At 34.9% G+C, this 22,179-nt stretch carries 13 protein-coding genes; 1 reads left to right on the forward strand and 12 read right to left on the reverse strand.

The annotated features are described in order from the left end of the window. Nucleotides 1-74 precede the first annotated feature (74 nt). The 3 genes from HHU12_RS02260 to kduI form a co-directional block, all read right to left on the reverse strand. Entirely contained in the window at nucleotides 75-1,418 is a 1,344-nt protein-coding gene (locus HHU12_RS02260) for an MFS transporter (protein WP_169654583.1), read from the reverse strand. A gap of 393 nt (nucleotides 1,419-1,811) precedes the next feature. Next, the gene (locus HHU12_RS02265; RefSeq protein WP_169654585.1) at nucleotides 1,812-2,600 is read right to left on the reverse strand and encodes a gluconate 5-dehydrogenase; all 789 of its coding nucleotides are present in this window, start codon (nucleotides 2,598-2,600) and stop codon (nucleotides 1,812-1,814) included. Between the two features lie 200 nt (nucleotides 2,601-2,800). Next, a complete protein-coding gene (gene kduI / locus HHU12_RS02270; RefSeq protein WP_240970824.1) occupies nucleotides 2,801-3,637 on the reverse strand; it encodes a 5-dehydro-4-deoxy-D-glucuronate isomerase in 837 nt (278 codons plus the stop codon). Between the two features lie 574 nt (nucleotides 3,638-4,211). Between kduI and HHU12_RS02275 the strand changes: the two genes are divergently transcribed. Further along, a complete protein-coding gene (locus tag HHU12_RS02275; RefSeq protein ID WP_317170442.1) occupies nucleotides 4,212-5,219 on the forward strand; it encodes a LacI family DNA-binding transcriptional regulator in 1,008 nt (335 codons plus the stop codon). Nucleotides 5,220-5,293: 74 nt separating this feature from the next. Here the strand turns inward: HHU12_RS02275 and HHU12_RS02280 are convergent, their stop codons facing one another. The 9 genes from HHU12_RS02280 to HHU12_RS02320 form a co-directional block, all read right to left on the reverse strand. Next, nucleotides 5,294-6,406: a sensor histidine kinase gene (locus HHU12_RS02280; RefSeq protein WP_169654589.1), complete on the reverse strand. Its 1,113-nt coding sequence runs from the start codon at nucleotides 6,404-6,406 to the stop codon at nucleotides 5,294-5,296. A 414-nt stretch (nucleotides 6,407-6,820) separates the two neighbouring features. Beyond that, nucleotides 6,821-8,401 carry a sulfatase gene (locus HHU12_RS02285; protein WP_169654591.1) on the reverse strand — a complete coding sequence of 527 codons (1,581 nt, stop codon included), beginning with the start codon at nucleotides 8,399-8,401 and terminating at the stop codon, nucleotides 6,821-6,823. 134 nt (nucleotides 8,402-8,535) lie between these two features. Further along, on the reverse strand, nucleotides 8,536-11,643 hold the full coding sequence (locus HHU12_RS02290; protein ID WP_169654593.1) for a chondroitinase family polysaccharide lyase: 3,108 nt from the start codon (nucleotides 11,641-11,643) through the stop codon (nucleotides 8,536-8,538). 6 nt (nucleotides 11,644-11,649) lie between these two features. Beyond that, complete coding sequence (locus HHU12_RS02295; RefSeq protein WP_169654595.1) at nucleotides 11,650-14,865, reverse strand: chondroitinase family polysaccharide lyase; 3,216 nt, start codon at nucleotides 14,863-14,865, stop codon at nucleotides 11,650-11,652. Between the two features lie 611 nt (nucleotides 14,866-15,476). Then, nucleotides 15,477-18,185 carry a T9SS type A sorting domain-containing protein gene (locus tag HHU12_RS02300; RefSeq protein ID WP_169654597.1) on the reverse strand — a complete coding sequence of 903 codons (2,709 nt, stop codon included), beginning with the start codon at nucleotides 18,183-18,185 and terminating at the stop codon, nucleotides 15,477-15,479. Nucleotides 18,186-18,543: 358 nt separating this feature from the next. Next, nucleotides 18,544-19,128, reverse strand: coding sequence for a hypothetical protein (locus HHU12_RS02305; protein ID WP_169654599.1), 585 nt, complete (start codon nucleotides 19,126-19,128; stop codon nucleotides 18,544-18,546). Nucleotides 19,129-19,416: 288 nt separating this feature from the next. Continuing rightward, a complete protein-coding gene (locus tag HHU12_RS02310) occupies nucleotides 19,417-19,839 on the reverse strand; it encodes a YeeE/YedE thiosulfate transporter family protein (protein ID WP_169654602.1) in 423 nt (140 codons plus the stop codon). A gap of 2 nt (nucleotides 19,840-19,841) precedes the next feature. Beyond that, nucleotides 19,842-20,405 carry a YeeE/YedE family protein gene (locus HHU12_RS02315; protein WP_169654604.1) on the reverse strand — a complete coding sequence of 188 codons (564 nt, stop codon included), beginning with the start codon at nucleotides 20,403-20,405 and terminating at the stop codon, nucleotides 19,842-19,844. A gap of 289 nt (nucleotides 20,406-20,694) precedes the next feature. After that, nucleotides 20,695-22,047: a TolC family protein gene (locus HHU12_RS02320; protein ID WP_169654606.1), complete on the reverse strand. Its 1,353-nt coding sequence runs from the start codon at nucleotides 22,045-22,047 to the stop codon at nucleotides 20,695-20,697. Between the last annotated feature and the right edge of the window lie 132 nt (nucleotides 22,048-22,179).

The raw sequence follows: 22,179 nt of genomic DNA on the forward strand, positions 1-22,179 counted from the left end.
ATAAAATTACTGAAATGAAGGAATGTGATAACCTATAATTTTTCATTGTATTGCTATATTTTTGTTTGTAAGTACTAAGCCTTTTTTACTTTAGCCATTTCAAGCTTCGGTAAGATCAAGTGGATGATCCCTAAGATGATCAAATAAGAACAACCTGCAATCAGAAACATCCAGAAATAAGCTCCAGATCCTGACCCGTCTAATACTTGACCTAATATAAAATCGATGGTCATCCCTGTTACTGCACCAACCATTCCTCCGAAACCTACAACAGATGCAATCGCTTCTTTGGGCATTGTATCTGAAACCACTGAGAACAAGTTGGCAGACCAAGCTTGATGACCTCCTGAGGCTAACGCGATCAAACATGCCGCTACCCATTGGTTTGAAGTAGTCGTGGCAAAAACAACAGGAAGGATACATAATGCACAGATTAGAAGTGAAATTTTTCTAGCTTTATTCAAAGACCATCCTTTATCAATAAAGAAACGAGACAAATAACCGCCTCCAATACTTCCTAAGTCTGCCATCACATAAACAATCACTAATGCCGCTCCCAATTCTTTGATAGAAACACCAAATTTATCTGTGAAAAACATTCCTGACCAGAACATGAAAAAGAACCATACACCGTCTGTCATTTTACCAATAGAAAATGCCCAAGTCTGCTTTAGTGAAATGACTTTCCCCCAAGGTAGTTTCTTAACTGCTTTCTCTTCTTCCTCCATATTCAATTCATCTTGTTGAATATACGCCAGTTCATCTGCACTTAAAGCCGGTGTTTCTTCTGGTTTCTTATAAATTTTCAACCACAACAAAACCCAAATAGCACTAAGAACACCTGTTACTAAAAAAGCATATTGCCAATTGGTACCATCTTCCATAACAATAGCCGTAACAGCTACAGGAGCTAAAATTGCACCTACGTTTGATCCCGCATTAAAAATACCTGTGGCAAAAGCTCTGTCTTTTTTGGGGAACCACTCCGCCACTGTTTTCACTGCCGCAGGAAAGTTTCCTGCTTCACCAATTCCAAGACCAAATCTTGCCATGATAAAGCCAATTAAACCAAATGCAGGTCGAAGTGCCGCGTGAAGCATACCAAATGAACTCCAAATGGCAATGGACAATGTATAACCAATTCTCGTCCCGAACTTATCAATGATACCTCCCATTGACAACATCCCTATAGCATAAGCTACCTTAAATGCGATATTGATAGTGGCATAGTCTGATTTTGTCCAAGCAAATATTTTCTCTAATGTTGGAGCCAAAACACCAATAATGCTTCGGTCCATATAGTTGATAGTCGTGGCCATGAAGAGTAGGGCTAAGATGCGATATCTATAGTTTCCTTTTTTCTTTGGCGTTTGCTCTTCAACGTTCCTTTCAATGATGATATCCTGTTCAGTATTCATAGAAGTTTACGTATTGTTTAAAACTGATATCATTTGACTGTGCACTAATCGTAATTATTGTTTTGTAAATAACACTGCTATAAATACGTCTTTATGTGTTGAATTTCCAAAACAATAATGGTAACATTAATTACACTTCATTGTCATGATATTATTAAAAAATTCTCTTTTTGTTGTAGTTAAGTACTAAGACAAAATTAGTTATCAATTATTTTTGGCTTAGTACTTAAGAGGGAAGATGGTTCTTGGTGTGGTTCAGTGGACGTTGCAATACAACGTCCCTACAACTTTGTACAAGATAAAGGATATTCTACCAAATTTTGAAAACTGAGCCATAATTCAGGCCACTATTCCTCTACCTTCTTCCTTCATACCTCTTCCCTCTTAATTAAATTACTCCTCTCCGTGAGGCTTGCCGATTGTAGCTAAAATACCACCATCAACATAAATCACTTGACCGTTTACGAAATTAGATGCCTGAGATGAAAGGAACACTGCAGTACCTGCCAAATCTGAAGGATCGCCCCATTTACCTGCAGGCGTACGGTTGATGATAAATTCATTGAAAGGATGACCATCAACACGAATAGGAGCTGTTTGTGAAGTAGCGAAATAACCTGGTCCAATACCATTCACCTGAACGTTGTATTTTGCCCATTCAGTCGCTAAGTTTCTTGTCAACATCTTCAAGCCACCTTTTGCTGAAGCGTATGCACTTACACTATTTCTTCCTAATTCACTCATCATCGAACACATGTTGATGATTTTACCTGATCCTCTTTTCACCATTCCTCTACCTACATATTTAGACATGATAAATGGACCCACTAAATCAATATCAATCACTTGTCTGAAATCAGATACATCCATATCTAATGCTGGCGTTCTATTGATGATACCTGCATTGTTTACAAGAATATCAATTCCACCAACTTCTTCTTCAATGATCGCTACGCTTGCTTTCACTTGCTCTTCTTTTGTGACATCAAATGAATAAGCCGCTACTTCAATGCCATTTTGCTTATACTCTTCCACAGCATTTTTCAGTTTGTCTTCAAAGACATCATTGATCACAATTTTGGCACCTGCCTTCGCTAAACCTGTAGCGATTGCCATTCCTAAACCATGTGTTCCACCTGTTACTAAAGCAACTTTTCCGTCTAAATTAAAAGATTGTATCATAATATTAATAGATTATTTTGTATCAAAAAAAAATTGGTCGTTTTTGTGAGGTAAGAGTGAAGAATTAAGGTAGGCAGGATGTCATTTATCTAGTTACAAAATGATTACTCAATTCAATTTCACTATCGCTATCGCTATTTTTGAAGGCATAAATCATCCTTCTTAACTCTTAACTCTTAACTCTTAACTCTTAAAAAGAATTATTTCAGCTCTGTAATCGCAAACTTATCCATATCGTCATAGTCTAAGTTTTCACCCGCCATGCCCCAGATAAATGTGTAATTACTAGTTCCAGCTCCTGAGTGCATCGACCATACTGGAGAAATTACAGCTTGCTCATTGTGCATCCAAATATGTCTTGACTCTTCCTTCTGTCCCATAAAGTGACATACAGCTTGATCTTTTGGTAATTCAAAGTAGAAATACACTTCCATTCTTCTATCATGAACGTGACCTGGCATGGTGTTCCAAACACTACCCGATTTCAACTCTGTCATTCCCATTTGCAACTGACAAGTTTCTACTACAGAATTCACCAAAAGTTTATTGATGATTCTGTGATTTGAAGTTTCCGGTGACCCTAACTCTACTTTCTCTGCTTCCTCTAATGTGATCAACTTTGTAGGATACGTTTTATGTGCTGGCGTTGAATTCAAGTAGAATGATGCAGGATTTGAAGAGTCAATACTTTTAAAAGAAACATCTTTGATACCTCTTCCTAAATAAAGTGCTTCTTTAAAACCTAAGTTATACACCTGTCCATCTGCAATTACAATTCCTTTTCCACCTACATTGATTACACCCAATTCTCTTCTCTCTAAGAAGTAATCTGCCTTTAAAGGATCGATAGGTTGTAACTCCAGCGTATTATAAACCGGTCTTGCCCCTCCTGTAATGTATCTATCCTCATGGGAGTAAGTCAAACAAATATCATCGTCTTCAAATACTTTCTCAACTAAAAAGTGTTCTCTTAGTTGCTCTGTATCATAACGTTTTGCATCTGCTGGATGCACTGAATATCTACTTTCGTATTTCATAATATTTAATTTATTCATCAGTACAATCGATTGTATTTTGTTGTAAAAAAAGAGAATTTACAACTCTTATCTTTTTGCTGATAAATAATATCAATTTGGATTTTATCAGACTTAAAAATACAATCGATTGTACAATTGTTGTAAAAAATAAAAAACTCTCCTAGCCAAATGCTCTTTATAATAATTAAGTTGTTTATGAACTGCAGACAAATCATTAAATAAAGATGTTTATTTACTATTAGTAGTAATTCATCAATTAAATGATTATTGACAACTTAATGCTACTCATTCGAATAGTACTTGTTTTTCTATACCGTAATATTACGAAGTATTATTCTTAAAAACCAAATTTTCACACAAAAAAATACAATCGATTGTATTTTTGGGATTTTAATTTCATATTTGTTATAAATAAGCAATACTTCTTCCACTAATTCAATACTTTTTTGGAAGAGTATAGACTACTAGTTTATCTTTATCAGCTGATATATATTTATGTATTGGAAAGCTGAAAAGTAAACATAATCTTCAGAAGCATGGAAAATAAGAAATCGGTCACAATACAATACATGATATTGCAAAGACCCTGAATATAGATAGTTCTACAGTATCAAGAGCACTTAATGACAACCCTAGAGTATCTGTCAAAACCAAGAAAATTGTGCAGGATAAAGCAAAGGAGATGAATTATCAGCCTAATACTTTAGCTTCCAATTTAAGGACTCAAAAATCAAATACAATAGGAATTATTGTACCTCATATCACAAAGTATTTTTTCTCAACGGCCATTAGTGGTATTGAGGAAGAGGCACATGAACAAGGTTTCAACGTGATTATTTGTCAATCTAAGGATTCTGTAGAACTGGAAGCAAAAAACATTAATACATTGATGTCCAGTAGAGTGGATGGTATTTTGATTTCTCCAGCTATTGAAACTTCTAGTGTAGAACATATTCAAACCGCCATTAATAGAAATATTCCTGTTTTCTTCTTTGACAGACATATTGATTCCATCTCTACGACAAAGGTAATTACGGATGACAGGTCAACTTCAAAGGAATTGACTTTGCATTTGCTTTCTCAAAATATAAAAAGAATGGCCGTTCTTACCGGTGATCAATCTGTGAGCATTTATAAGAATAGAGTGAAGGGTGCTTTTGAAGCTTTTCAAGAATCTGGTTATAACACGGAAGACAAGTTGATCATGCAACAGATTCATTTAAATATGGATGATGCGTATAGAGTCGTCAATGAAATGCTGGATAATAAAATGGAATTTGATGCCGTTTTTGCCATGAACGATATGGCCGCTATCGGTACTCAAAAAGCTTTACAAGACAGAGGTTTACGAGTTCCTGAAGATGTTTTGGTTGCTGGGTTTAGTAATGAATTGATTTCAAAATTGGTGAGCCCTCCAATTACTACGGTGCATCAGCCTGCAAAAGAAATTGGAAAAATGGCCACTAAGAAAATGGTCAACTATATTAAAGAAAAGGATAAAGGTTTGATCGCTTCTGAAACTACCGTTTTGGAAAGTAAATTGATTATAAGGGCTTCTACTCAAAGAGACAAAGTAGAATAGCCTAAAAATGATTTAGCCCCATAATTTGAAATTATGGGGCTAATTTGAAAATAAGTAATACAATTTAATTAAACCTAAATTAGTACTTCTTTACTCTTCATTATTTTTTCACTTGATAGTGCTTTCAAATTCACTCTCATATGAACTCTATACGTGTTATTTGAGGTAATATTCAATTGGTAATTATCTTTATAAAGAATATCCAACCTGCGTTTCACGTTCTTCAACCCGATACCATTCCCCAAATTCTTTTTATGTTCCTGCATCAGGGTAGAAATACTGTTTTCTACTTTAAAGTCCAGCCAGTCATTCTCGTCAATATTGATTTTGATATGAATCCAACCATTTTCGGTGTGTCCATTTAAACCATGTTTAAAGCTATTTTCCAAGAAAGAAAGCATTAAAAGAGGAGAAATTGTATGTTCTCTTTCATTGGTATTCACTTCCAAAACCACTTTGCAACGCTCTCCATATCTATTTTTCTCTAGGTCGATATAATCTTTAATGTACTCTAACTCCTGAGAAAAAAGAATAGTTTTGCTCGTAGCTTCATAAAGCATGTAGCGTAATAAGCTTGAGAGTTTTAATACTAAATCCTCAGCTCGGCTATCTTTTGTGATGATTAATGAATACAGGCTGTTTAGTGTATTGAAAAGAAAATGTGGATGCAGTTGACTCTTTAAAAAGGCAAACTCTGCTTCAATTTTATCTTCATGAAGTGCTTGTGTTTCTTTCTGAAGGTTATACCATCTTTCAAAAAACGCAAAAATTAAAGGGAGCATCAAAGCAAATGCTAACTTCATTGCGGAGTTAACTAAAGCATGAAAATCAAAATCGTGAGAGGGCTGACTTTTTACAAAAAATGGAAGTTCAGTAATGACGTATACAAACATAAATCTTGTCATCACTGTAATACCAATCAAAGCCACTCCAAAGAGCAGAAAGAATAAGGAGATCTTCTTTTTATTAAGAAAATTGGGGACTAAAAACTCGATCACCCCGTACACAAACATCAACCTAAAAGGCAGTTGCATCATTTCTGTAAAAAACGAGGAAGTATAATCGCCATGAAGACTGCCGTACGTTAGTGTAAAGGTGAATAGCCACCCTACCCAATACAGTACATGTACTTTTGTCTTATTTTGAAATACTTTCTCTATTGTCACGTTCATATTGTCTCTCTCCATAATTCTTGCCTGTTTAGTATTAATCGTTAGCTTTAATAAAAGAACCAGGACAAAATGAAACGAACATTTTAGCTTATCTTTATTATTCTACTCTTCGTTAGATTTTTATCACGTAACTAAGCTATGCTCTGCAAATCTGCCTTGATTAGAATAAAAAATAAAAACCTAAAAGTGCTCTTTCCTTCTGTTCTAGTTCTTAAGTATATTCATTTTCACCAATTTAATTATTAATGCTTATCGTCTGAATTGATTTTTTATTCCTTTCTAATTTTAGTCAGAAAACACTTTATCTCAAAAAATTGAAGGATTAAATTTTCATATTGAGAAAAATGGTTCTTGTTGTGGTTCGTAAGACGCAAGGTATTACCTCTCTACGCGAACCATAATTCTTCATTCTTCCCTCTTCCCTAGAATCTAGTTCAACCATTCTGGAATCCCTTCCTTCTCCCACTCTGCTACATAATTATCCAATTCATCCTCATAAATATCTTCCATCAAGAAAGGGTTAGCCATCTTTTGGGGCAGATCCTTCTTTAATGTTTCCTTGATACTAGAATACTTTTCATCTGCTATTAAATTTTTCTTTTCCAGAGGATCCACTTGAATATAATAAAGCTCTTCTCCCCCATCTCTGTACTTAATGTATCTCCAATCTTTTGATCGAACTGAATGATTATTGTACATCCACGTTGTCAACACATTACGGTTTTGAGATTGCTCTGGATGATTTAGAATTGGCATCAAACTTTCACCTTCTAAACGTTCATTTTGAGGTAATTGACATAAGTCTAATAATGTGGGATAGACATCCAATAAACTTACAGCATCATTCGTCACCTTTCCTTTAGCTGACGAATTTGGTAATTTAAAAATCAGAGGAACGTTGGTTGAAGGTTCCCAAAGCGTCATTTTTCTCCAACTATGTTTTTCCCCTAAATGCTGACCATGATCCGACCATACAACTACAATCGTATTATCAGCATAAGGACTTTTTTCTAATGCCTCTAACACTTTACCAATCTGCGCGTCAACAAAAGAAATACACGCCAAATAGGATCTTACCAATTCCTTCGGAAAATCTTCTCCTACGCCCATTACTTTTGCATGATCTCCACCAGGAGTCAAACCCATAGAAACCGCTTTTCCATACAACGGTATATCCTTCATCTCACCTTCGGCTACACTTGGAATATAGAAATCATCCTCTGCATAAAGATCAAAATATTCTTGTGGTGCAGTATAAGGCACGTGGGGCCTTGCAAAACCAACACCTAAAAAGAAAGGCTCATCATGGTTTTTATGGAGCTTCTCAATGGCCCAATCTGCCACCCACTCATCGTGCATTACTCCATCCTTCATATCTTTTCTTTCCACAGGACCACCACAAAGCGAAAGCCCTTTTACCTTTCCGAATTTCTGATACAACTGCCCTCCATCTTTGGGGAAAGGGTAAAACATATCTCCACCATAATGATTACCACTTTTCAGCATTTCCTGATCCGTGATTTTATAAGCCGGCGTATGATCCGTCCACAGTTGATCAGCATCTTTTTCAAACTCCATTACACCCGAATGAAACAGTTTTCCTGCTCCATAAGTGGCATAACCATTGGCTTTGAAATACTCCGGTAAAAACTGATTCATTTGATGAATGCTATCATACGTAACTTCTTTCAAATCTTTATCCCAAACGTTGCAATACCATCCTGTTGTTGTGGGTTTCAAACCACTTAAAAGGGCGATTCTTGATGCTTGACAAACCGGACTTGCTGTATGTGCATTATTAAAAAGAATGCCTTGATCAATGAGTCTGTCAAGATTTGGTGTTTTGACTTGAGGGTGCCTTTTCATCTTCCCTACCCAATTGTTTAAATCATCTACTGCGATAAAAACAACATTAGGTTTGGGCTGTTGCTTCGCTTGATGCTTTTTTTGACAGGAAAAAAGAGAACATCCTATACATAAAAAAATGATGATAAACTTATTGATATTCATATACTTTAATCTGATTGGCGAGTTCAAAAAATGTTGGCTAGCATTTGTACTATGCGAGCTTTTAGGATATTCTCTTATCATCATTAGCCCACGACTTAAGTCGTGGGCTAATGATGATGCATAAAAGGATTTAATTAATTAACCACTTTCTTATCAGACTTTTTTAATCCAACCGCATAGCTTTGTGCATCTACACATTCAAACTCTAATACTGTATTGGATTTGTTTCTTTCGATTACTTTCACAAAACCGTAGTCTTTATCAAGTTCCCAACCGCCGTTTAATTTCAACTGTACTTTTTGCATTTTTGAAGGCTCAAATACTTCTGAATCTGGTAGTTTTGTCGTCTTGTAATGTGGTCTTCTGAAATCAGGATCACATAACGAAAGATTGATTTTTTCTTTATTCTCTTTCTCAATCATCAACATCACTGGCGCTGAAACGCTTGCAAAATATTCGTTCTCCAACTGTAATGATGGATCGAAGATAGACAAGCCGTAAGTGTCTTTTACTTTATGGTAAATCACATGGGCTTGAGCATCTTTTTGAATGACTTTGTAAGGTAATTTTTTAGTGTAAGATTTTGCAACACTATGAGGTTGTTGTACCAATACCATATATTCATATGACTCATTTTCAGGAGCTACACCATGATCCAACCAAGCCACAGCATAGTTGCCACTTGTCGCTTTTTTATTACTTACATTACGAGATTCCTGTGCTTGTTTGCTTACCTTCAATTGACCTGAGTTTGGAACAATGTAGCTGTTGCCATAAGGATCCGATAAAAATACATTCTCCTCCTGTCCTTCAAAAGTATATTCAGATTGAGTGATTTTCTTTCCGTTTACCATCAAATCTTGTCGCTGTAATGATAGTTCATTTTGGAATAATGTTGTCTCTACTTTATTCGTTGTATTGGCTACATTTGAGATATTAGATCCCAATAAAATGATTTCATTATCAAAGAAGAAAGCTGATTTTTTGGCTTCAAATTTCTTTTGGAAAACTTTGTCCTCCAATTCCATAGCGAACATACCGTTTTCATCATCGAGGCTTAAAGCACCCATAAAGGTTTTCTTTGAGAAGTTTCTATGCTTTGATTGAACATCATTTTTCTTTTCCTTTTTCGTATACTTTTCACAAAGCAATAAATCTAATGGCAAATTGACCGTTGTAGTACCTGCCCATCTGTTCCAATCCCATCCTTTGTCCAAGGCATAACCATTTTCTTTATGTCCACCTTTATCACCAGCAAGGATTTGCATGTGACCATAACTGATATATCTACCATAGCGGTTTTCTTTTCCACCCGACTCAAAATCGTAAATGTATTGACTGTAGCCTTTCATACTTACCATCCAGTTGTCCTTTCTTTTGACCGCTAAACCTGCATAAGGCTTGTCATAGAATCCAGAAGGAATTGCTTCTTTCTCAGGGTAATCTTTCAATAACTGCAACATCAATTCCATCGAGCCTAGTGTATTGAAGTAAGAAATGTTTGCTCCTGCTCTACCGAATAATACAGAGAAGTCTTGGTCTTTTTCATCCCAAAGTCGCACAGCAACTCCACTCATTTCAGTATCTACTTCTTGCCCTTTCCAACCACTGTAAGCTAAATAAACATACGTTGGGAATTCACCAATCAATGGAGCGTGATTACTCAAACGTCCACCCACACTAAATGGCGTATGGTAACGGTGAGCAATAATTCTTTGTGCCAATGCTGCTTGACGTAAATTGCCATGGTATTTCTCCTCTATCGCAAATTGTGTTTTGCTTAATAAGTAAACGGCAATCGATGCATTATGGAAACCATTAGGTGCATAACCATTGGCGTAAACACCTCTGTGGTGGTAGCCCATAAAGTCTGGTTTGATGGTATCCGCAAAGCCCGGTGAAACTCTCAAACTCTTTTGGATATAGTTTCTTACGGCAGACATATACATCACTTTCTCAGGAGAATCATCCATGATCAATACACGCACCAAACGGAACATTAAACGTGTACGCATCGCATCGGCAGTGATTTCGTATTCATCCTCTGTAAAACATTGGTTAAAGGTCACCATCCAGTCCAATGTTCTCATTTCTCTCTCTAATGCACCTGCTTTTTTCAACTCATCTTTACACAAGTAAAGGGCATATACATAACCTACTACTCTGTTTGTCAAGTGGTCCAATGTTTCCATACCACTACCTTCAGCCCATCCTTGGTCATAAAGGTGATCCAACAAAAGTAAGAGCTTATCAAGGCTGGCTTTATTTCCATTGATTTTGTAATCTAATGCTAAAGCCAATGGCATATTTTCTAAAACGTCTTGCCCAACATACGTATAAGCTGGAGCGTAAGGCGAATGTCTTGAGAATAAACTAGCACCTGTAATACGGCCATCAGGATGTCTTACGATGTTCAGTTTATCAAACTTTTTGACATTAGATTTGATGTATTTTGCATTGGCATTCGATCTTAATTCATATTGCTTCTGACCTGCGAAAGCATTGGAACCTAAAATCCAGTGTTCAAATCTTTTAGTGATTTCTGCAAAGTCAGCAATCTGCTCTTTGGTAACACTTTTTTGAGTAGGTTCAGGCACTTCATATTGACTCCAACGGTACGTTCCCCATGCAAAACCATTACTTTTTGGCTTTTGCCATTGGTAACTCGACTCATTTTTGGTCATCACTTTTTTCACATAATTGACCATATCGAAGTAAATCACACCTTCCTCTATGTTGTTAGGAGCATGCACTTCCATAGAAGCCAACTCCTTTTTTCCTTTGTAACCAAGATCCGTTCTAAAGCTCATCCAGCTTCCTCTCCAGCCATCAAAATTTCCCAAGTAATCAAACTCAAACTGTACATTTCCTTCTGTATCTTTAAATACAAAGTGAAAAGCACCATCCACTTCTTTAGGGCTGTATAACCAAAGCATCATACCACCGTTTCTTGCTTTCCCTGCTTCTTTCAAAAAAGCAGGGTTATTCACGGTAATCACACTTCCTTTTTTCCACTTCCACTCCAGTGAACTTTTACCATCTTTGGCATGCAGTTCACTCAATGAAAGTTCTCCGTCATTCGCTTTCCAAGTATCTAAAATTACTTCATTCTCAAAGGATTCTAACGTTTTAAATACTGGGTAAGGATAGCGATTGTTGAACGCATCTTTTTTCTTTTGTCCGAAAGCCATTATCGCCATTCCGACAAGGTATATTGTGAATAGAAAGAATTTCTTTTTCATCTTTGTCTAGTTTAAAAGATTGTTTGCTGTCTCAATTTTTTCCAATGGTAAATCAATTGACTTTCCATCTTTTGTAAAGAAAACTACCTCTGTTTTGTCTTCCTTGATCGTTAAACTGATCAGTTCTGCAGAGTAACCTGCCTGTTTCCAATTTCCGTTTAATTGCATCGTTACAATCATTCCGGCATTAGAAGCATGTACAATTTCAGCAGGCATTTTCGACATATTGTGATTCCAAGTTACTAGGTTTAAATCAGGATTAGCCACTGTCAATAAAGAAGAACTTTTTCCTTCCTTAAACATACAAAGAATCGGTGTATCTGTGGTATAAACAACGCCTTTATCTACTGTGTTATTGGCATCAAAGATTGCATAAGCCGTTGCGTTTGTTTTTGTGTGATGTACAATATGTGCCTTATCATCTTTCTGAATGACCTGATAGCCACCCTTTAATTCATTCGCATCCGCAGTGGCTCTTTTCGTTACGATTTTATATTCATAACCTTCTGATTTTGGTTGCTTACCATGATCAATCCATGCTTTTGTCGCCAAAGCTGAAATAGGTGAATATTTTCCTTTCTTCATCTTATACGACTCTTGCGTGTCGTTTTGTAAGATGATATTATTGCCTTCAGGGACTACATAATAAATACCTTGTTGATCTTTTAAAACACCTGCAGTTGCCGTCTTCTTTACATTTGATGCAGAAGTATTGACCTCCTCACCATTGAAAGAGATAGGCTGTCCGGCTTTCTCATCATTGATGTATTGGAAAAGCGTAGTCACAGTGTTATAAGTATTGTCTTTATTTTTGATAGAAGAACCCAAACAGATGATTTCATTTTCAAAGAAGAAGTAAGACTTTTTAGCACTGAATGTCGCATCAAACAATACTTGCTTTGGTGCAGGCGTCACTTCATCTCTTAAATCTACAGCGTAGATTCCCAACTGATCTTTGGTGTTCAAGCCACTTGCAAATTTTGAAGAAGTAAAGCTTCTATGGAAACCTTCAAGGTACTTTTCTGTTGGCGTATTGTAATACAACACTTCTTCTTTTGGTAGCATTTTGGTTGTCGCACCCGGCAACATAGACCAGTCAAAACCAGCGTTAAAATCAATTCCTACTCCTTTCAACCCTTTTTCTGAATCTCCTTGAGCCACCAATAACATACCGTGACTTAAATATCTACCTAAGTTATTTTCTCCTTTACTTCCTGTTTCAAAATCCCAAACATACCTTCCGTATCCTTTTACTGCCGCATAGGCTCCATCATAACGGTGCACGTTCATAGAAGAATAAGGCATACTGATATGTTGGTTTTCAATAGTATAACCTTCACTTGTTTTAGCACTTAAATTCTCCATCAAATCAACTGTACCAAATGTACCAGCATACGTTAATGAAGGGAACAATACAGAGTAGATTCCTTTTCTTGGAGAAATCTTATAAAGATAATGGAACAGATTGGCCATTTCTTCGTCTTCAACTTCTTCTCCGTTGGTACTTACAAACATATAAGCAGGAAGGATAAAACGATCAATTGCATGATTATTATAAGGGAAACGACCACTAGCTCCTTGATGAATATCCACACCGTAAGCAATTTCCGCTTGACGTTTTAACGCTTTCTTCAGGGTATTCACTGAGTTAGGTGAAATAGCGTAAGGTGTTCCATCCAATAACCATTTCAACATACTTAAAGTATTCAAAGTTGATACTCCATAAGCACTTAAGTAAGTTCCTCTGTGGTGGAAAATAGAAAAATCAGGCTTGATGGTATCCGAATACCCCGGCGCAAACTGCATTGCATATTCCAAGTACTCTTTATACTTCTGTAACATCAATTGCTTTTCTGCTCCATCTTCCATTAATAAAATAGCGACTAACTTTGGTAAAGCACCGCCACGGATCAAATCTGTGTTTTCTCCTTTGGAAGTCTGTAAATTAATCAAAGAACCCAAACGAGTATGCCACGCCAACATTTCTTGTCTGCTCTTCAATTTATCTTGTTGTTGCAATTCATTTCTCATCAAGAAAATACCTGATGCGTACGAATTCAAACGGATAATATGATCAGCAGTACCGATAGCACTTCCTGCCGCCCAACCTTGATCTTCCAAGTGATCTAAAACAGCAAATAATTTCTCTTTTGCTTCTTCCTTCTTGTTGATTTTATAATCCATTGCAAGAGGATAAATCGTTTTCTGTCCAACATACTGGAAAGTATAAGACTCCGTTAAACCATGCTCATCTCTACTTGCAAATACAGGTAATCCATTGATATGATTTCCTTCTCTTTTGATGCCCAATTCATCATAAAATTCGTAAGCACCTTTAATATTACTGTTCAACCTTTTCTTCAACTCAGGCAAGCGTTTCTTCCATTGGTTTGACTTATTACCTAAAATCAACGTCTCTAGCTTATTCATAATTTTTTCAGAATGAGCCTTCAGATCCCCAATATTTTGACCTTCCAATTCTTGCTCAAAAAGCTTTCTATATTCTAAATAAGCCGGTAAGATCACATAACTATCCACTCTATTTCCTGCTTTTTTATTCTGAATCTGCATATCAGAGTTTCTTTTCTCTGAGATAAATTCTAACAGCTGAAAATGATCAAAGTAGAATTTCGAAGGTTTTTGTACACCTTCAGGAATAGCCACAATACTGTGAATCTCTTCAGCACCTGAATAATTCGGAACAGAAGCATCTTGCTCAAACTGTACCCAAATTGCTCTCCAGCCTGTAAAACCAAGACTTACTTCAAACTTGTACTTAGGGTTCTTTTTTGCATTGGCCAAGTCAGAACCAATCTGGAAAATCATTTTCCCTGACTGAGCCTCCTCTTGGTACACCCACATTTTGATACCACCATACTTACCTTCTTTAAAATAAGAAGCTTCGTAGATTTCTGGTGAGCCACCTTTGTAAGGCAGTGCCGCTTTATTCAAACCTTCCAATTGATCAATCTCCAGAATGTCACCTTTCTTGTACTGCCATTCTAGTGATGTTTTTCCTTCTTTAAAATGAAGGGCGTTAGGTATTAACTTCCCTTTTTTACTTTTCCAGTTTTGATAGTCTGAAGCATCTTCAAATCCAATTTTATGAATTACGATGTCTTCCTTCACTTTAAGTTTACCATTTTTAGCAAATAAATTAAGTGCTAAAAATGTGCTGATTACCAATGTAAATCCCTTAAAAAGTATCTTATTATTAATCATAAAAAATGAACACATTAAATATTAAATCCCATTCTGTAAAGTAGTCGAACACCTATTTCGAGGTAAGAGTTAAGAAGGAAGAGTTTATTAGCTATCTAGAAACCAATGTGTAGATCGAAATGATCAGTGCTATCTTCATTCAATAAGTCAAAAAATCCTATTATAGTATCCTAGTGCTTATTACTTCACTAAACCGAACTTATACATTAATTTTTTCTCCTCTTAATTATTTCTTTAAACGGCCATTTGAAGAGTACATTCGACGCTTACTGAAGTAAAATTGAATTGGACATTAAGGTAAAAAAATTAGGGAATGGGACCTTAAAAAAATCTTAGGATCAAAAAACTACAATCTTCATTTGTGATAACGTTTGTAGGGACTTTGTATTACAACATCCTCATGTACTACAACAAGAACCACCTGAAAGCTCTTTTCACTTAATCATTCCAATCCTAAAAATAAGAAGATGGGGTGAGTTACAAAACCTTCTCACAATCAAAGCATAAAAAAACGCCTCACTATGTAGTATAATGAGGCGTTTAGTATCAAAAATGATACTTTGATAGAGTATTCAAAGTTTTATAAAACATATTATCAAGGTTATTGAAACTTATTTTCTTACTTCAAACCTTTTAGTTAGTGATCTATTCTCATTAACTAATGAGAGGTAATAAAAACCATTTTTTAAAGATGATACATCTAACTCATATCCATTTTCAACTTGAATATCATTTAAAACTAAAATATTTTCACCTTCATCATTAATGACTACCAATGTATAGATGTTATCCATAGATTCTATATTGGATGACGGGGTAGTCTGCTGGACCATCAGTTTATTTTTTGACTCCGTTTCTTGCAACGTAATTGTAAGGGTTTCGGAAGTAGGCACTGGAAAAAAATGTATTTCACCACCACCACATTGGTCAACACGAATTGAAACGAAAGCAGTATTTGATCCACAAGTATTATTGTCTGTTTCCACATCAAAATAAATAAAACCTTGCTGGTAAGGGTAAATATAAATCGAAGTTCCACTGATATAATACCCAAAGCGAGCACTACCTGAATAAGTTTTCACAACAATATTTTCAACAGAAAGATCTACACCATTAACAATTACTCTATCTGAACCTGTATGTGTATCATAACATAAACTATAAGGTATGTTACTGACACTAATGGATGATGGTCTGGATGTAACATTTTTTAAAATTACTTTTTCCCAGTTAAAAGTTCCATTTGAGTTGTAAGGACCAGAGATTGTACATTTAATTGTTGCAATGATGTTATTATCTACTACTCCTGATATGTGATTTGTAGGGCTATTATTTTCTGATAAAGTATATGAGTTCACCCCAATTACCTCCCATTTATAATGTAATTTTAAATTAGATGGAGGTGTTTTTGATAATGAAACTGAACCATTACTACTTATACAATCTGAGGAATTAATTTGAAGATTGGATACAAAGCTTGAAAAAATTGCATGATCTCTTGACTCTTCAACATTATCAATTTCATTCCAGATAAAATCTCCTGCAGCTTGAGTAAAACGTGTGTGCAATTGATTTCCTAACGGTTCTGTATAGATATTATCAAATGGAATTTCATCAAGATCATTTGTTACTGTATATGCTTTTTTTAACTGTGCTTCTGTATACTTCCCATTATTGGCTGGCGTAATATTCAATGCACTTACTTGAGGAATGAAGTAAAAATTATTAAGATTTTCATTTATGTTGATACACCCTAAATCAAGTTCATCTACTTCTTCATTTAAATTAGGGACTTCTCCAAACCCTTCTCCAATCAAACCTCCGTGAGCACTATCCCAAGGTAATTCTCCATTTTCAGAAGTATATTCTATGTCTTGATTGTAAATGGTTTTTTCCCAAACCAATAACACTTTAACTTTAAAATTAATATTAAAATCCGTGATTTGTTCAGATTGTGAGGATAATGCTTTTAAGTTTAATGAAACGGATCCCTTTGTATTTAAAAATAAACCTAAATACTTTAAAAAATAATAACCAAAATTACCTGTTACTGCATTAGTTAGTCTACATGAGGCTGAAATGTCAATCAGGTCATCACCAGGGTTAATTCCATTCCAATTATTACCTAATGAATTATTTCCACTATTACTTAGAGCCACAACTCTACAATTTTGGGGTCTACCACGGCCGTGGTAGTCATTCATAAATGCTTCATGCATACTGTTATCTTTTGTCACTGTAGTAGACTGTGCTGAAACATAATTGATTAGCATTTGCCTTGCAGAATTTGTGAAAAACATTTTTTGATAGGGTCTTAAACTATGAAATATATTATCTCCATATATCTCAATACCTCTCTGTACTAATGCTATTAGTGATAACGGTATATTTGCACCTCGATGTGGAGAATCCATTGTCATCAATAATCTCGTATCATGATCAACACCATCCAATTCCATTGACCTTAAGGCATAGTTTGCTACTAGACCTCCCATACTTATGCCCATTACAACATTAGGTTCAGTACTACCTGCATTTGCTTTCTCATCGTTGACCCATTCTATCACACTCTCTGCCAAAAGTGCATTGTTCTGAATATAATCACCTGCATCAATATAATCGACAAAAACAATATCATACCCATTGTTAAATAAGTCATCATTCAGAGTCGTTGGTATAACTCCTATTTGTAATGGTCCTTCCAAAGAAGTATCATTTGCCCAGGTTTGCACAAACCTATCTCCATATTCCATTCCAGGAAAACCAAAACCACCAAATACGATTAAAGGTTTATCTAACACGGTCCCATCCATATATACTCGTACCCTTCCTTGTGCAGGTTGTTCCGAAAACCAAAAAGTTTCTTTAGAAGTTATAGTTGTATCTAAATCAACATTAGATGGTGTATATCTACAATTGGAACAAGAAGCACCTAATACATATGTTTTCCCCTTAGTTTCATAGGTTTTTATGTGTCCTGAAATATGATACCTCACTCTCAGTTTCCAAGTTTTAGAGCCTGTAGAAGAATAAGAAAACTTCTTTATTTCACCTATTGTAATGGACTGATAGCCTAATCCATTACCTGCATCAAATTCAATAGAAGAAAGTGTGCCTTCATGGTTCGAGAAAAACTGATCACTCTTTATTTGAAGTTTTAATTCCCCCCTATACACATTTTGTTGAGGTAAATAAGCTGAAAAGAAATATTTTTCTTCAAATGGATTGAGATGAGATGCATAGTTATCGATTAGTTGTTCGTTCTGGTAAAGATAATAATTGTTATTGGCCGCAGTGCTAGAAATTTTATTATACTTCACTAGACTTATAGGTAATTGAGCCACACCTTCATCTAAAAATGATTATCTATAACGAGCAATTCTTTTGTAGCATCATAATAATTAGTATGCCTAACAGGCATACGAGCAGAAAGCCAACCTCTATTCAGAACTTCCCATGTATATTCATCCATAAAGGTAGAATCTGTCAATATACCATTATATGGTTCTGGGTCTAATAAAAACAGTCCCTGATCTTTCAGGAATCCTGTAGTTACCTTAGTTTTATTAATTTTTGCGTAGATTTCTTTTACTTCTTCTTCTAAGTTTACAGTTTGGGAAAATGAAAAAATAGGAAGAAAGATTGATAGTAAAAGAGCTAAATGTGAAAATTTAATAATTAATCTAGTTTTATATCAATGTTTCTTAAATCAAATCTACCCTCTGTGATCGATAATAGAGAATCTGGATAAGTAGCCCCATAGAGCTCCATAGAGAATTCTCCTGCAGAAACTTTTTCATCAAATCGATGGAAAATCATTTCTACTTCTTTCGCAAAGTACATATAATTTTTTCGATTATCATTGCCATAAACCCCTCCTTTTGAGGAAAAAAAGGAATATTTTATGTAATCGTCACCGTATTCTAACACATCTGTTTTAACTGTAAAGTAAGAACCTATAACTACTTCATCTTTAGGAATAAAAAGACGAATATTTTGTCCATCATTATCATAACACCATATCACAATAGCAGAGTCACCAGCATCGTAAAAATATAACCTAGGTGATTGTATAAAATTACGTTCATTCGATTTCAAAAAAAGCGAGTCACCCACCATACACCCAAAGGTATTTTTGCCTCTTTGTGTTAAAGGTGGAAGTTTAGTGCGGTCTTCCTCTTCAAAAAGATCACCGAAAATAAGACTGCAACTCGAGAGAAGAAGAATACTCAATATATAGAGTAAAATTGATTTAGTTTTCATATTATTAATGGTAATTAGGTATATCTATAAATTAGACTCTTCAAATTCTATTTATAACCACAACAACACGTTAATAACTTTAAAGTCACACAGGTATAAATACTAAGCTATTTTGCTACATTATCGTTGATTATTTTAAAAAATCATGTTGTGCACAGTATGAATCTTAAGATAGTTATTTACTATATTGTAATTCAGAATAAATTTACAGCTCAATTCATAGAATTATATAATCAAAAAGGTGGCTTAAACTTTTATTCGAAAATTGATGCAAATTCACTCTTATAGTTAGTGGGGTAGATGTTGTTTGTATTTCCCGTAAATAAAAGTACCCAATAGAGCAAAGAATAATACAATTGCCATGCTATACTGACCATATCCAATCAAGATAAATATAGGAGCAGTACAACCGCCTACTAAAACCCAGCCCATGCCGAAGAATGTTCCTCCTAGCAGGTATCTCCAAATGCCTTTTTGCTTATCTGGAATAACGATGGGTTGACCGCTGATATCTTTAATATTAAATCTTTTGATTACTTGAACAAGGATTGCACCTGTGGCTACTGCAGAGCCAATCAGTCCATACATATGAAATGATTCAAAACGGAACATCTCTTGAATTCTGAACCATGAAATGGCCTCTGATTTTGATAAAACGATGCCAAATAATATTCCTAAGAATAGATAAATTAATGTTTTGCCTACTTTCATTTTTAAAATTGAATGATAAATGGAAGAATCAAAAATGTCATGATCAAGCCTCCAATAAAATAACCTATAACAGCAATAAGTGACGGTAGTTGAAGGTTGGATAAACCACTGATGGCATGTCCTGATGTACAACCACCGGCATATCGTGCACCAAATCCAATTAAAAATCCACCCATTGAAAGCATTAGCATTCCCTTTATACTAAAAATGGCTTCCTTATTAAAAAGTTCAGTGGGAAGTACATAATGGGTGTCGCTTGTAATACCAAGTTGATGTAAATGATCTATCGTTCGATCGGATACACCAGCCAATACATCACCCCCTAAAAATTGATTGGATATAAAACCACCAATAATACAGCCTAAAGCAAATACCAAATTCCATGATTCTTTTTTCCATTCAAAATTAAAGAACTGAGTGTTTTTGCCAATACCACATGCCGTACATATGGTTCTAAAGTTGGATGAAAGTCCTAAGCTTTTTCCTAATAGTAAAAGTAGACCCATTGTAGCTCCAATCATAGGCCCACCAATATACCAAGGCCACGGAGCAAGTGAAGTTTCCATGTAAGAATTTTGTTATAGAATTATGTAAAAAAGTGTCACGTATTAGAATGAGGATATCCTCTTATGAAAGGTCCTCATTTTTATATTGTATACATTGTAAACTAAATTATCATCAACTTGTAATTAGCATTTGAATAAGGTTTCTATGATCTACTTCCAAACTCATTGGATAGAAAGACCAATGGTACGAATGTTATTCTTAATGTTAAATCCCATTGTTCATCAAAGAACTTAGTTTATAATATTGCAAAGAAGAGTCCCTCAAAAAAGGGATTTATTGCTTTTTAAATCAATTCAATGAAATTCGTTTTCCTGTATAAAAGTCTAATATTTTGGTCCTAAAAATAAAAGTATATTTAGACCTTAATAAATTTGAATAGGCCTCAAGTCTATCCAAACTAGCAATATTTAACTCATAAATATCACTAGAACCTGCGTTATATTTTTCCTTTACAAAAACATATGATTCGTTTGAAGAAGTAACTGCCTGTTTTGCTGCATTATATGAAGCAAATGCTGCTAAAGCATCACTGTGTGCATTTTGCACCTCTTTAAATAAATTGTTTTTCAGCTTTACTAGAGTAAGTTCAGATTGCATTTTATCTATTTTTGCTTTCTGAATATTGGTCCTATTTTGAAACTTCTTAAAGATTGGTATACTTAGACTTAAGTATACAGAACTATTATAATTATCCATTAATTGGTCCATATAATGGTATTGACCTTCAGGCAGTTGCCTAGAAGAAGAATACCCAGTCGATAAATTCCCTCCCATAGATAGTGTTGGTAAAATAGCTCCTTCTTGTATTTTTTCTAATGCTTTAGACACCTTAATACGATATTGCTGTGCTTTAATTTCAGGCATTGTATTCAAAGATGTTTTATATATATCTTCCACCTTTTTGAAAGTATATTGCTCATCTAAGGTCATATGTTCAACTTCCTGTATATCAAATTGAGGGTCATATTCTAAATTTAATGTTTGAGAGAGATTAACAAATGAAGTTACTAATGCATTTTCCTGATCAATGAGATCTACTTTATCATTTGAAATTTGGGTTCGAATTTTATATAAATCACCCTTTGGCCGCTTCCCTGCCTCTATCAATATTTGCGTCTTCTTTAATTGAGTCTGACTTAATTCTAACTGCTTTTTAACCAATTCCACTAACTCTTTCTGATATAAAATTTCAAGATATTGTGTACTTACTAGAATTGATATATCATTCTTCAATTTTTCATTTTCTAAAAGCGACACTTGTAAGTTTAGTTTATCGGCTTTTATCTTATTATTAATTCGATTCCCTGTAAATAACGTAGCACCTAAATCTACCCCTAAATTTGAATTCGTTGTAGCATCAGTTGCAAAAGTGTTATTAAAAGGGTCTAAGTATCGTCCATAATTTTGTGAATTATTAAATGATCCATAAAGCTCTGGCAATCTTTCATTTTTGGCTTGTTTCAGGTCAATTTTAGAAGTCTGTATATCCAGCAGTCCTAACTGAACATCTATATTATTCGATAATGCATAATCAATACAATCTACCAGAGACCACTTTTTAACTGGTACTTTATCTTGAGCAAACAAGATTGAAGAACTAATCACAAACAAAGAAGTCATAAAATTTATAAGTCTTATCATCAGATTAAATTTTCATAGGATGTGAATATTCGAAATAAATAATTTACTCTTACATCTATTTATGCACATTTTTATCATAAAAAATCACTTATATAGCTTGCTCATTTGAATAATCAATATCTAAGCAAAGGC

Source organism: Flammeovirga aprica JL-4, from assembly GCF_012844305.1.
Lineage (GTDB): Bacteria > Bacteroidota > Bacteroidia > Cytophagales > Flammeovirgaceae > Flammeovirga > Flammeovirga aprica.